This window comes from Malonomonas rubra DSM 5091, assembly GCF_900142125.1.
GTDB classification, from domain to species: domain Bacteria; phylum Desulfobacterota; class Desulfuromonadia; order Desulfuromonadales; family Geopsychrobacteraceae; genus Malonomonas; species Malonomonas rubra.
On record NZ_FQZT01000008.1, the window covers coordinates 75033 to 87525 of the forward strand.

A 12493-nucleotide genomic window follows, 5' to 3' on the forward strand; every position below is an offset into this window, starting at 1 on the left:
TCACATGGAAATATTTCTTCTGAACACCCTTAACGGTCTCAGTTGGGGAATGTTGTTGTTTTTGATCGCCGTCGGCCTGACCACTGTCTTCGGCGTGCTCGGCGTGCTCAACTTCGCCCACGGTTCGCTGTTCATGCTCGGCGCCTACCTCTGCATGCAGACGATGCAGTTCTTCGATTCCTTCTGGCTCGGCCTGCTGATCGGCCCGCTGTGTGCAGTGGTGGTCGGCCTGCTGATCGAGAAGTACCTGTTAAAGAAAGTCTACGACCGGGATGTCTCCTACCAGCTGCTATTGACCTTTGCCGTGCTGCTGATCCTGGATGACGCGGTGCGGATGATCTGGGGCTCCGGCTACCATGTCGTTGAACCGCCGGAGATTCTCAGCGGCATCGTCGCCATCGCCGGACAGGATTATCCGGTTTACCGGCTGTTCCTGATCCTGATCGGCCCGGTGATTGGCGGCCTGCTCTGGGCCTTCTTCCATTACACCAAGTGGGGCAAGATTATCCGCGCCGCTTCCTTCGATAACATCATGGCCGAAGGGGTCGGCATCAACGTCCCGCTGATCTACACCTCCGTTTTCGCCCTCGGTACCTGGCTGGCTGCCGTCGGCGGCGCCCTGGCCGCGCCGCAACAGAGTCTGATCCCGTCGATGGGCGAGAAGATCATCATCGAAAGCTTCATTGTCGTCGTGGTCGGCGGCATGGGCAGCTTCCCCGGTGCCTTCGTCGGTGCGCTGCTGCTCGGTCTTCTCGAGTCCTTCGGCACCGTCTTCGCCGGGCGGATGCAGATGGCGATCCCCTACATCTTGCTGGCGGTAATCCTACTGGTGAAACCAAACGGCCTGTTCCGGAAGGGGGTGTAGCATGAAACTCCTGCGTAACAGATGGTTCGGTCCGGCAGTGCTGACAGTTTTGCTGCTGCTTGCGCCCCTGTTGATCTCCACCTACTCGACCATGATTTTGTCCGAAATCCTGATCATGGGCCTGATGGCGATCAGCTTCAACCTGCTGCTCGGCTACACCGGTTTGCTCTCTTTCGGCCAGGGCGCCTTCTTCGGTCTCGGCGGTTACTGCGCCGCACTGATGCTGCAAGCCGGTTATCAGAACCTGTTTCTCCTGTTGCTGGTCGGGATGCTGATTTCGCTGCTGGCTGCGCTGGTGGTCGGTTTCTTTTCCGTGCGGCTGGACGAGATCTTCTTCGCCATGATTACCCTCGGCTTCGGCATGCTGTTCTTCTCAGTCGCTCACAACTGGCTCGACGTCACCGGGGGCAGCGACGGGCTGCCAGTCTTCGTGCTACCGAGCCTGAACCTGTTCGGCACTGAACTGACCTTTTACGATCCGCTCAACATGTACTACCTGGTGTTCAGCATTGTGCTGGTCGGCGTGGTGTTGCTCTGGCTGATCGTCCACTCACCCTTCGGCCTGATTCTCAAGGCGATGCGCGAGAATAAGCAACGGGTCTCCTTCGTCGGCGGCAACGTCCAGTTGTTGCGGATCGTCGCCTTCGCCATTTCCGGCGCCTTTACCGGGCTGGCCGGTGTGCTGTTCTGCTTGTTCAACAGCATGGCGACGCCGGAGTTCATGCACTGGAGCTTCTCCGCCAAACCGGTCATCATGTCGATCATCGGCGGCACCGGGGTGTTCCTCGGACCGCTGTTCGGCGCCGGTATTTTCTTCCTGCTGGAGCAGGTGATTATCCTGTTCACGGAAAACTGGATGCTGTTCCTCGGCATCGTACTGGTACCGATCGTCATCTTCTTCCCGCAAGGTGTCTTCGGCACTCTGCGTAATAAAATTTTCAGGGAGGGAGCCAAATGAGCGATGTCCTGAGAATCGAAAATCTGGGCCACTCCTACGGTAAGTTCAAGGTGATCGAGGATATTTCTTTAAGCATCGGTAAAGGCGAAATGTCGGCGTTGATCGGCCCCAACGGTGCTGGAAAAACCACCTTTTACAATGCCATTTCCGGGCATTTTCCACCGACCAAAGGCAAGGTATTCCTCAACGGTGAGGAGATCACCGGCTTGACCTCGCACAAGGTGGTCGATAAAGGGATGTGCCGCTCTTTCCAGATCACCAATATTTTCTCCGAGCTGACGGTGCTGGAAAACGTCATCGCACCCTTGATCATCCAGCGGGGAAAGCACTTCAAAATCTACGGCAACATTTTCAAGGACAAACAGATTGTCGACAGCGCCATGCAAACGCTGGAGCAGGTCGGCCTTAGCGACCGCGCCGATCAGGTGGTGGCCAACCTGGCTTACGGCGATAAACGACTTGTGGAGATGGCAATCGTGCTGGCCCGCAAACCGAGCGTGGTGCTCTTGGACGAACCAACCGCCGGGATGAACCCGGAGGAAACCGAGAACATGATCGCGCTGATCAAAAAGCTGGCGACTGGCTCCGGTACCACCTTCTTCATCACCGAGCACGATATGAAAGTCGTTTTCTCGCTGGCGGAAAAAATCTATGTGCTGCACCAGGGACACCTTCTGGCTCAGGGCAGCCCGGAACAGATTCGCAGCAACGAGCAGGTGCAGGAAGCCTACCTGGGGAGAAAAGTCCATGCTTAAAGTCGACAACATCCACACCTATTACGACGACAGCTACATCCTGCAGGGGGTCGACCTGGCGGTCAATGCTGGCGAGATCGTCTGCCTGCTGGGACGCAACGGCGCGGGAAAGTCGACCACCATGAAAAGCATCATGGGCTACAACCATCCGCGCAAAGGCACAATTACATTTCTTGAAAAGGACATCTCCAAACAAGCGGTGTTCAAGAACGTCCGCCTCGGCCTTGGCTATGTGCCAGAGGACCGCCGCATTTTCTCCGAACTGACGGTGCACGAAAACTTTGAAGTTTCCTTCAACGACAAGACTGAGACCCGCTGGAGCATCGACGACCTGTTCGACACTTTCCCCCTGCTCGACAAGTTCCGCCACCGCAAAGGGGGCGAATTGAGCGGCGGCGAACAACAGATGGTTGCCATCGCCCGGGCCCTGGCTGGGCAACCAAAGCTATTACTGCTGGATGAACCCTGCGAAGGGCTGGCGCCAGTGATCGTTGAACAGCTGGGAGAAATTATCCTCAAGCTGAAAAAGCATTTCCCGATCCTGCTGGCCGAGCAGAATGCCCATTTTGCGTTGGAGATTTCTGACCGCGGCTACGTCATCGACAAGGGACTGATCCGCTTCTCCGGCAGCAGGCAAGAGTTGCAGGAAAATGATGAAATCAAGAAACGTTATTTATCGGTTTGAGAGGACACCATGAGCAAACTGTTCACCCCCATCGCGTTGCGGTCGCTGAAAATCCGCAACCGGATCTTCGTTTCCCCCATGTGCCAATATTCCTGCGTCGACGGCATCGCGACCAACTGGCACCTGGTGCATTACGGCAGCCGAGCTGTCGGTGGCTCCGGGATGGTGATGGTGGAGGCAACCGCCGTTCTCCCCGAAGGCAGAATCAGCCCGAGCGACTGCGGTTTGTGGAATGATCAGCAGGCTGAAGCGTTCAAACCGATCACCCAATTTATCAGCGAACACGGAGCCATTCCAGGCGTACAACTGGCGCATGCCGGACGCAAAGCCTCGACCGAGCCTCCCTGGCTGGGTGGCAAAGTGGTCGCTCTCAAAAATGGTGGTTGGCAACCTGTAGCGCCCAGTTCGCTCGCCTTTTCTGCCGGCATGCCGAAGCCGAAGGCGTTAGACGAAAAGGATATGGAGAAAATCTGTGCTGCCTTTGTCGCTGCGGCCGAACGCGCGTTTTGCGCCGGATTTCAAGTTGTTGAAGTGCACATGGCACATGGCTACCTGCTGCATCAATTCCTTTCACCACTGAGCAACCAGCGCTCTGATCAATACGGTGGTAGTTTGGAAAACCGGATGCGCTTCCCGCTAAAGGTGGCAGAAAAAGTGAGAGATTTCTGGCCGGACGATTTGCCGGTGCTGGTGCGAATTTCAGCGACCGACTGGACGGAAAAGGGGTGGGACCTGGAGCAATCGCTTGAGCTGTGCAGCAAATTGAAGGAGATTGGCATCGACCTGATCGACTGCTCGACCGGCGGGTTGATTCCGGATGCCGTTATTCCGGTAGCACCCGGTTTCCAAGTGCCAATGGCGGCGGAAATCAAAAAAGAAGTGGGAATCCCGACCGGCACTGTTGGCCTGATCACCAAACCGGAGCAGGCGGAACAGATTATCGTCACCGGGCAGGCGGATGCGGTTTTCCTTGCGCGCGAGCTGCTGCGCGATCCGCAATGGCCACTCAAAGCAGCGAAAGCATTGACGTTTGATTACCCCTGGCCGTTACAATACGAGCGGGCAAAGATCTGAATTTTGAATTAACGTTCGAGCAACTGCCAGCAGGTCACCTGGGAGATGCTGTGGCGGTAGCTGCGCGCTGTCTCGCGGATAACAAATTCAAGCTCACACGGCTCACCGATCAATTGAAAATGCCTGTTTAACCGCTGGCGCAGACCGTTCAACGAATCGACCGGCCTGCCGAAACGGAAGTGCCCACCGAGCCAATATTTTTTTGCCGTGTACTCTTCCAGCCAGTTGTAGGGTGAAGCAAGCACCAGGATCCCACCGGAAACCAGGTGGCGGTGAATATTGACAAGAAAACGGGCCGGATGAGGCAAACGGTCGATCAGGTTAGCGGCGAGAATCAAATCGTAAGGACCGAGCTCAGGATCCAGAGCCTGTGCATCTCCCTGGCAAAAGGAGACCCTTTGTGCAGTTTCGGCCAGGCCGAGGTCGGCCAGATAGACCTTGTGATCAGAGAGGATGTCCCCCTCTTCCAGCAAGCTGTAACAAACCCGAGCGCGCTTTTGAATACGCCGGGCAACGTCGATGAACCTGCGCGAGGAATCGATTGCCGTGACCTGCTTGAAAAATCTGGCTAGTTCAAAACTGCTTCGACCGACAGCGCAACCGAGATCAAGAGCGCGAAGCGGCGCTCTGCCGTCTAATACCTGGCAACAAAGAAAGACCATCTCCCGGGAAAAATTACCAATCCCGAAACGATCAGGGCCATAGTGAGCATCACAATATTGGGCAACAGCGAGGTCGGTCTGGTAGTAGGGGGCGTTGACAGCTGCAGCGAAGCGCTCAGGATCCTGCTGCGACTTTGTTCGCTCAATCATCTCGCGCCCCTCGGTTGAAGCATTAAATATTGCAGCAGATCCTGTGGTAAAATAAAGCTTAGCAAAACAGCAACAGATTGAAACTGCGGGTATTTTTTAACCAAGATGGGAAATAGCTTCAGCTTTCAATTAGACGCAATATGGATTACAATGTGTTAAAATTTATCACTTTTAGCACAAACCAGATTCTACAGACTTGCTGCCGGCAGAAACATTTACCTCAGTCTGCGAGGGCTCAAAATGCTTCATGCGTTTCCCAGTCACAGGCAAAAAAGTAAATTTGTCACCAGAGGCTCCAGCCTCCTGCGTTATCTCTGTATTATCTTCGCATTACTCCTTCTCGTCAGCCTGGCTCACAGTCACCCTGCACCTCCCGTCAAAATAGGCGTTCTCGCCAAACGCAGTATTTTTGCCGACTTTCAAAAATGGGCTGCCACAGCGTCCTACCTCTCCGGCACAATCCATGATCGGCGCTTTGAAATCATTCCGCTTGACTTCGAAAACGTGCGGCTGGCAGTAATGGCCGGCGACATAGATTTCCTGATCACCAACAGCAGCTACTATGTGACTCTGGAGGCAGACCACGGTTTACAGCGTATTGCCACCTTGGTGAACTTGCATGACAAAGAGCCACGACAGATGTTTGGCGGGGTTGTTTTTACCCGTGCAGACCGGTCCGACATCAGCACCTTTAAAGATCTGATCGGTAAGCACTTCTGGGCCGTCGATCAGAACTCTTTAGGTGGCTGGCTCGCAGCCTGGCGCGAATTTCATGCTCAAGGGATAAATCCCGAACGTGATTTCGGCCTGCTCAAATTTTCCGGTACTCACGATGAGGTGGTTCATGCGGTTTTTAACGGTGAGGCAGACGCCGGAACGGTACGGACCGACACCCTGGAAAGAATGGCCTTTGAAGGGGAAATCTCGCTCGATGAGGTCAAGGTTCTCAATCAGCAAGCGGGAGATTCAAAATTTGATTACCTGTGCAGCACTCGCTTTTACCCGGAGTGGCCGTTCGCAGCCCTCAAACACACTCCTAAAAGGCTCGTAGAACAAGTCACCCTCGCCCTGATGGCAATGCCGACATCAAGTCATGCAGCCCAAACAGCGAACATCGCGGGCTGGACGGCACCGCTCGATTATCAGTCGATTCATGAGCTGCTCAAAGACCGCCACCTGTTCCTGCATGAAAAGTATGTCGGCAAACCAACCCTGAGCACTTTTTTAAAGCAGCATTGGCAGGCAGGGGTTCTGGTCATCATTTGCATTTGCCTGCTGTCCTATGTCGCTGTCTACAAATCCCGCTTGAACCGGCAGCTGGAATCACGCATTGCAAACCGGACGCAAGCCCTGAACCGGCTTGCCTCTGCGGTCGAACAATCCGGAGAAACTATCGTTATCACTGATGCGGAAGCAAAGATCGAGTACGTCAATTCAGCCTTCACAACCGTCACCGGCTATCGGCGGGACGAAGTCATCGGTAAGAATCCCAGAATTCTGAACAGCGGTGAGCAGGACGATGCGGTTTATGCAGATCTCTGGCAGACAATCAGTCATGGAAAATCGTGGAAAGGGCGATTCGCCAACAAAAAAAAGGACGGGAGCCGCTTTGTCGAAGATGTCAATATCTCTCCCATTATCAATTCCGAAGGCGAAATTGTGAACTATGTTGCGGTCAAACGTGACATCACCGAGCAGCTGCAGATTGAAGAACAATATCGTCAATCACAAAAGCTTGACGCAATTGGCAAGCTTGCCGGCGGCGTTGCCCATGATTTCAATAACATGCTGGCGATTATTCTCGGGCAGGTCGAGCTTTTACTGATGAAAACCGAAGCCGACAATCCACTGCGGCAACGCCTTCTGGAAATTAAAAACGCCTCTACCCGTTCATCTGAACTGACACAGCAATTACTCGGCTTTGCCCGCAAACAACCACACACACCCCGCATTTTGAATCTCAATGAAGCGGTCACAACAACCCTTAATATGCTAAAACGCCTGATCGGAAAACATATTGATGTCCGCTGGCGAGCGGAAACCGAAAAGGCTTTCGTGAAGATCGACACCGGCCATCTCAACCAGATACTGACCAACCTGATCATTAATGCCAGGGATGCTATAGATGGCAACGGCAGCATATCGATCAGAACAGCTCATGCTTCGCTGGATGAAAAATTCTGCCAGGAGCACCTCGGGACCAAGCCTGGGGAATTTATTTTGGTGGAAATCAGCGACACCGGCTGCGGCATGAATAAAGAGGTCCTGAGCAAAATATTCGATCCCTTCTTTACGACAAAAGATCCAAGCAAAGGAACCGGTCTGGGATTATCGATGGTTTTTGGTTTAGTCAAACAGAACAACGGTTATATCTACGTTCAAAGCAGCGAGGGGCAAGGAGCAACTTTCAGCCTGTATTTCCCCGCTGTTGCCTCAGAGATAAAAGATCCGGCCCTGATTGAAAATCATGAATTAGTCCATGGCAGCGAAACGATCCTGGTTGTCGAAGATGAAGCCAGCATCCTTGAAATCGCCCGTTCCTTTTTGACCGAAGCCGGCTATAACGTTCTATCTGCACAGGTCCCTGAAGAAGCAATCAAGCTGGCAAACAACCATCTGGGAACCATCGAGCTTCTGTTGACAGACATCATTATGCCGAAAATGAGTGGAGTCGAACTCGGAGAAGCCCTGTTAAAAAAACATCCCCATTTAAAAATTCTTTATATGTCAGGCTATTCTGGTGAACACCTCATCCCCAAAAGTGATGCTGCCACTGAACCAGATGTTCTGCTGAAACCCTTTTCCGCCCATAGCTTGACAAAGAAGATCAGAGCTATCCTTGATTCAAAAACGTCAACAGAGCGAATCTAAATGAAAGTATTCAGAAAAGACTCTGCCGACCGCTGTACGTCCTCGCCGATAAAAACCAGGAAGCGCTGACCTGAATCCTCTTCCGGTGCCGGGCTCAGGGTTTGTGAGCCGGGAACATACTGGTAGACCAGCGGATCGCCTTCGTTTTCGAACTGCAGCACCCCTTTCACCCGCAGCACCTGCTCCGGTAGTTTGGCAGTGGCAGCAAGGAACTGTTCGCGGCCGATCGATTGCGGCAGGTCGAGCAGCAGGCTGGAAATGCCATGTTCGGCGTGAGTGTGGCCGTGGATACCATGCTTTTCCCTGTCGTTCGGCAGGCGCATCTGTCCGGCGAAATTGACACCGTAAATCTGCGCCGGTGAACACTCACCGTGACAGGTTTCATAGATGGATGCGACCGGGTTGAGTAACTGAATTTTCGCTGTCAGTTGCGCCAGTTGTTCCTCGGAGCTCTGATCAATTTTATTGAGAATAACGGCATCAGCCAGCATCAACTGTTCGCGGGCAACGCCGTATTTCTCAAGCGGTGCAGCCCCTTGGGCTGCATCGACCAGAGTCGTAATCGAACAGAAGTCGAGCTGATCCTCCAGCTCGCTGATTTCACTCAAAAAATTAGCAGGGTTAGCCAGGCCAGTGGTTTCGACGACGACGAAATCTGGCTGAAAGCCGGCAAGGATTTCAGCGAGGGCCAACTTCAGGTTGCCGGAGAGGGTACAGCAAACGCATCCTTCATCCATTTCTGTCACGGCATAGTGCTGGCCGAGCAGTTTGGTGTCCAACCCCTGCGCGCCGATTTCGTTCTGAATAATGGCGACAAAGGCGTTTTTTCTCGCCTGGTACTCGATAAAGTGGTTGAGAAAGCTTGTTTTCCCGGCGCCGAGAAAACCGGTCAGGATGATCAACTTCGGCTTCTCGCTGATGCCCATTGTATTTTTATCAACACTGAAACGAGCTCCCGGCACCTGTTTCTGCCACCAGGGTTCATCGGCATATTCGCATGGTTTTTCCTCCGGATCACGCCAGTTCAGTTCCAGTTTGGGGAATTCGCTATCGTCGATACTCAAGCCGCGTTGCTCACCCCAGACCAGTGACAGCAGCCGTTCTTTGCTGTCGTAGCAGAACTCGGACTCAAAACGATTCTGTTGATAATAGATAATTTTCCGGCCAGGTCGGCTGAGCTGCAGCAGCGCGTTCGGTGCAGCAGCGAAACAGAAGCTGAAGGACGCTGCAAGCGCGCGGAAAAAGGGGAACATGACCGTCTGCGCTGCCAGGTCCTGATCAACGCCTCCAGGCTCGACCGCCTGCTGCAGACCATCAATGCCGGAAATCATCACCCCCTCGGCACTGATCAGCAACTGACGCTCAGCGGCCATGAAAGAAACAGCGACGGCCCCGGTATTACCGTTGTAGCTCAATTGCAAGGTTGCCAATTTGAAAAGGGCCTGCAGTTGCTCATCTCCGGCAAATTCACGCACCCGATCGAGAAAATCATCCTGCAGGACGGTAATGCCCGCGGCAATGGAGAAGGATTCCACTAAGTCCTCCTCCGGGGCGGGAAAATAATACAAATCGAACAGCGCTCGCCCCTGCTCTCCATCCATGTCGGACGCCTGCGGACAGATGGCAAACACACCGGGGGCATCGACAACCTTCAGCGTCAGCGCACCGGGGTTGCCGGTGCACTCCTTCACCCCGCGCCAACCGAGCCGTTGCCGCACTCCGGGAATAAAGTTGACCCGCATCAGCACCGCACGGGGTAGTTCCAACGCGGTCAGCTGCGGATCAGCGGTGACGGCAGGCGGCAACAAGGCAGAGAAGTCGATCATGCGTCCTCCAACGAAATTCGGAGCTGCCCATTACGGGCAGCTCCATCATCACGACAGTGATCAGCCAAAGGAAATCTTGTCCCCGTTACCGAGGTAAACCTTGTCCTTGGAACGGTGCTGGGCTGTTCCCTCGATAACATTGTAGCCTGCGGCGACAAATTTCTTGGCGCAGAGGACACCGGTGCAGTGGTTGCAGCCAATCTGCTCGAAGCCGTAGTTCTTCAACGAGATGACCAGGTCATCGTACTTAGGATCCCAGTCGTCGAACGGCGAGATATGCAGGCCGCCGTAAATGCCGTAGAAGTTGTCGTTCTCGTACTTGATCTCGTTGTAAGCGGTCTCGGCGAAACGGATGATGCCCTGGTGGCAGCAACCGGTAACGCTGACCAGTCCCTTATCCTTGACGTTGAAATACATCGACTGCTCACCGTAAACCCGGCAGATGATCGGAATACCGAAGACGTAGGTTGCCATGCCGGGAATATGTGGGTTCAAGCCCTTCGGCACGGTAACAACCTTGCCTTTGTGGCCGGAATCCTTGATGTACTGCAACCCTTCCGGATAGAAACCTTCTGGGATGTAAATGGTGATGGTCGGGTCATACTTGAGGGTGACCGGCAGTCCCCAGAAATGATCGAAGTGTTCGTGGGAAAAGAACAGTGCTTCGATCTCACGATTGGCGAGCATTTTGTCGATGCCCTCCCGCTTGAAGCATTCATCAGTCCAGGCGTAGCCCCAACCGGAATCGAGCAGGAACTTGCGGTGTTTGCCCGACATCTCTTCGACATCGATCAGTGCTGCATAACCGCCAGCGTTTTCCGGATGCACGCAGTTCTCGACACAGACCTGCCAGGCTTCATCGATTTTATCCGGCAGCAGATGCTTGATTTTTGCCATCCCGTCATCGTAGCTGCCCTTGCCCAGCCCCTTGCCGTTGCCGAAGGGGGGCCAGTTATAATCGTACTGGTTAACCAACAACCCACCGGCCCCCTTGATATCGCCCATCAGGGTGGCATTTTCAAACCAGCTGGTTTCGCTGATATTGGTGACATTGACGCTTTTACAGACGCCGATATCGGTCATTTTGCGCGCAACTTCTGGAAAGTGCTGCTTGCGCAGTGGCGAATAGGAGTAGATTCCCATCGCTCCGAGCATCCCCAGACCGACCCCGGTGGTTGCTCCCTTGAGAAAATCGCGGCGCTTCATATTGTCAGACATATCAACCTCCTCCCTTACTTGATCAGGTCAATCGACGCATAGAACAACGGCAGCGCCCAGACGGTGATGAAGAAGAACGCCACCCCCATGACCGCTCCGGCCCCGAGTCCGATACCGAACTGCGGCGTCGGCTTGATTTCCTCGATCTGTGCCTGGTGAGAGGCATGATCGGCTGCGATCTCTTCTTCGGTCTTGGCGACCAGTTTCCAGCCGGGCCAGTTGTCCATGAACCAGTGCTGGACCAGCATCAGGTTGACCAGCCAGATCATCGGAATCATCGGGAACTGCTGTGGGTGCGATATGCCCTTCTGAGTACCGAGGAACAGGTGAGAAGTACGATAGTAGACGATGTAAAGCAGAACTGCCGCAACGATGGTGATCAGGGTGCGAACCATGACGTTGACCGGCATGCTGAACTTGCGCGGCCAGTTACCGAAGTAGAAGTTGAGGAACAGAGCCGGCACCAGCAGGAAGATCGCCATCTCGCCGACGTGCAGCCAACGCCAGTCGGGTGCGAAGCCCCGGCGGGTGCCACGGATCGCTTCACCGAAGGTCAGCTCCTGGGCGAAGTAGAAGAAGAAGTGCATTGCCAGGGCGATGAGGATAATGCCGAAGAAACAGGCGAAACGACGACCCCAGTCGTTTTTGATCAGGTTGAAGGGGTAGCGCTCCCATATCGTCTCAACCAGCCAGACCACCACGGTACAGCACATGATCCAGCCGACATGGAAGTTGCCGGAGACGGTATCGGCGAACTGCTCCCAGTAAGGCGGTGCGATCGAGGTGAAGTACTGCCAGGGATCGTAAAGGATACCCATGTGCGGGTGCATGGTGACGAAGTAGACCAGGGTCGAAAGGAAGAAGGTAATCATAAGAATCGAGAAGCCTTTGGCCGGTTGCTTCAGTTTTTGCCAGGGGGCTTCTTCAAAAGCGACCACCCAGGCCGGTGACAGCCAGGAGGCGATGGCTGCAAACATCAGGATGGCCAGCGAAGCATACTCGATCGCAAAAAAGCTGGTGATACCAGGCAGTTTCTCAAGTTGCTCAGGGTTGAAGTAAGCGAGGCCAAAGTTGCCGAGGAAACCCTCGAAGAAGCCTTTAATCAGGACAAGCAGAATAGCAACTGAAGCCAACGTCAGCACCGCGCCCTTGTAGAGCGGGTTGGCATTTTCCAGCCAGCTGCGTTTAAACGGCCAGTAGTTGAAGATGTAGACCATCCAGATCATCATGATCAGCCACCAGCGGCAGTACATATAGCCGACATATGGCGTGTACATCCTCATGTAGCCGCGCGGATCCTGGAAGATCCACCAGGTGGCATAGAAAACGGCAAACAGAACCGCGATGCTGACCAGAGCCGGAACCGGCCCCGACCACCGCTTCTCCAGTTTGCGTTCCTCAAGGAAACCTGCACCGTACCTTTCCATAC

General features: G+C 54.1%; 10 protein-coding genes. 6 read left to right on the forward strand and 4 right to left on the reverse strand.

The features are described from left to right. The first annotated feature begins 4 nt into the window (after window positions 1-4). The 5 genes from BUB13_RS11715 to BUB13_RS11735 are packed head-to-tail and all read left to right on the forward strand — an operon-like array spanning window position 5 to window position 4337. The gene (locus BUB13_RS11715; RefSeq protein ID WP_072908949.1) at window positions 5-865 is read left to right on the forward strand and encodes a branched-chain amino acid ABC transporter permease; all 861 of its coding nucleotides are present in this window, start codon (window positions 5-7) and stop codon (window positions 863-865) included. Between the two features lies 1 nt (window position 866). Then, a complete protein-coding gene (locus BUB13_RS11720; protein ID WP_072908950.1) occupies window positions 867-1823 on the forward strand; it encodes a branched-chain amino acid ABC transporter permease in 957 nt (318 codons plus the stop codon). Continuing rightward, window positions 1820-2578, forward strand: coding sequence for an ABC transporter ATP-binding protein (locus BUB13_RS11725; RefSeq protein ID WP_072908951.1), 759 nt, complete (start codon window positions 1820-1822; stop codon window positions 2576-2578). The genes BUB13_RS11720 and BUB13_RS11725 overlap by 4 nt, the downstream gene beginning before the upstream one ends. Continuing rightward, entirely contained in the window at window positions 2571-3263 is a 693-nt protein-coding gene (locus tag BUB13_RS11730; protein WP_072908952.1) for an ABC transporter ATP-binding protein, read from the forward strand. The genes BUB13_RS11725 and BUB13_RS11730 overlap by 8 nt, the downstream gene beginning before the upstream one ends. 9 nt (window positions 3264-3272) lie before the next feature. Then, window positions 3273-4337 carry an NADH:flavin oxidoreductase/NADH oxidase gene (locus BUB13_RS11735; RefSeq protein ID WP_072908953.1) on the forward strand — a complete coding sequence of 355 codons (1065 nt, stop codon included), beginning with the start codon at window positions 3273-3275 and terminating at the stop codon, window positions 4335-4337. 8 nt (window positions 4338-4345) lie between these two features. On the opposite strand, the gene BUB13_RS11740 is transcribed toward BUB13_RS11735, so the two are convergent. Beyond that, on the reverse strand, window positions 4346-5149 hold the full coding sequence (locus BUB13_RS11740) for a putative 4-mercaptohistidine N1-methyltransferase (protein WP_072908954.1): 804 nt from the start codon (window positions 5147-5149) through the stop codon (window positions 4346-4348). 240 nt (window positions 5150-5389) lie between these two features. Here BUB13_RS11740 and BUB13_RS11745 point away from each other — a divergent pair, with 240 nt between their 5' ends. Further along, window positions 5390-8020 (forward strand): PhnD/SsuA/transferrin family substrate-binding protein, encoded by a 2631-nt coding sequence (locus tag BUB13_RS11745; protein WP_072908955.1) that lies wholly within the window; start codon window positions 5390-5392, stop codon window positions 8018-8020. On the opposite strand, the gene BUB13_RS11750 is transcribed toward BUB13_RS11745, so the two are convergent. The 3 genes from BUB13_RS11750 to BUB13_RS11760 are packed head-to-tail and all read right to left on the reverse strand — an operon-like array spanning window position 8017 to window position 12491. Next, complete coding sequence (locus BUB13_RS11750) at window positions 8017-9846, reverse strand: CobW family GTP-binding protein (RefSeq protein WP_072908956.1); 1830 nt, start codon at window positions 9844-9846, stop codon at window positions 8017-8019. The two genes, BUB13_RS11745 and BUB13_RS11750, sit on opposite strands and share 4 nt — an antisense overlap. Window positions 9847-9906: 60 nt before the next feature. Further along, window positions 9907-11064 (reverse strand): MBL fold metallo-hydrolase, encoded by a 1158-nt coding sequence (locus tag BUB13_RS11755; protein WP_072908957.1) that lies wholly within the window; start codon window positions 11062-11064, stop codon window positions 9907-9909. Between the two features lie 14 nt (window positions 11065-11078). Beyond that, window positions 11079-12491: a hypothetical protein gene (locus BUB13_RS11760; RefSeq protein WP_072908958.1), complete on the reverse strand. Its 1413-nt coding sequence runs from the start codon at window positions 12489-12491 to the stop codon at window positions 11079-11081. Window positions 12492-12493 lie beyond the last annotated feature (2 nt).

Bases quoted from the DNA above. Each gene is read 5' to 3' on its own strand.
- BUB13_RS11715 (WP_072908949.1), top strand. From the start codon at position 5: ATGGAAATATTTCTTCTGAACACCCTTAACGGTCTCAGTTGGGGAATG.
- BUB13_RS11720 (WP_072908950.1), top strand. From the start codon at position 867: ATGAAACTCCTGCGTAACAGATGGTTCGGTCCGGCAGTGCTGACAGTT.
- BUB13_RS11725 (WP_072908951.1), top strand. From the start codon at position 1,820: ATGAGCGATGTCCTGAGAATCGAAAATCTGGGCCACTCCTACGGTAAG.
- BUB13_RS11730 (WP_072908952.1), top strand. From the start codon at position 2,571: ATGCTTAAAGTCGACAACATCCACACCTATTACGACGACAGCTACATC.
- BUB13_RS11735 (WP_072908953.1), top strand. From the start codon at position 3,273: ATGAGCAAACTGTTCACCCCCATCGCGTTGCGGTCGCTGAAAATCCGC.
- BUB13_RS11740 (WP_072908954.1), bottom strand. From the start codon at position 5,149: ATGATTGAGCGAACAAAGTCGCAGCAGGATCCTGAGCGCTTCGCTGCA.
- BUB13_RS11745 (WP_072908955.1), top strand. From the start codon at position 5,390: ATGCTTCATGCGTTTCCCAGTCACAGGCAAAAAAGTAAATTTGTCACC.
- BUB13_RS11750 (WP_072908956.1), bottom strand. From the start codon at position 9,846: ATGATCGACTTCTCTGCCTTGTTGCCGCCTGCCGTCACCGCTGATCCG.
- BUB13_RS11755 (WP_072908957.1), bottom strand. From the start codon at position 11,064: ATGTCTGACAATATGAAGCGCCGCGATTTTCTCAAGGGAGCAACCACC.
- BUB13_RS11760 (WP_072908958.1), bottom strand. From the start codon at position 12,491: ATGGAAAGGTACGGTGCAGGTTTCCTTGAGGAACGCAAACTGGAGAAG.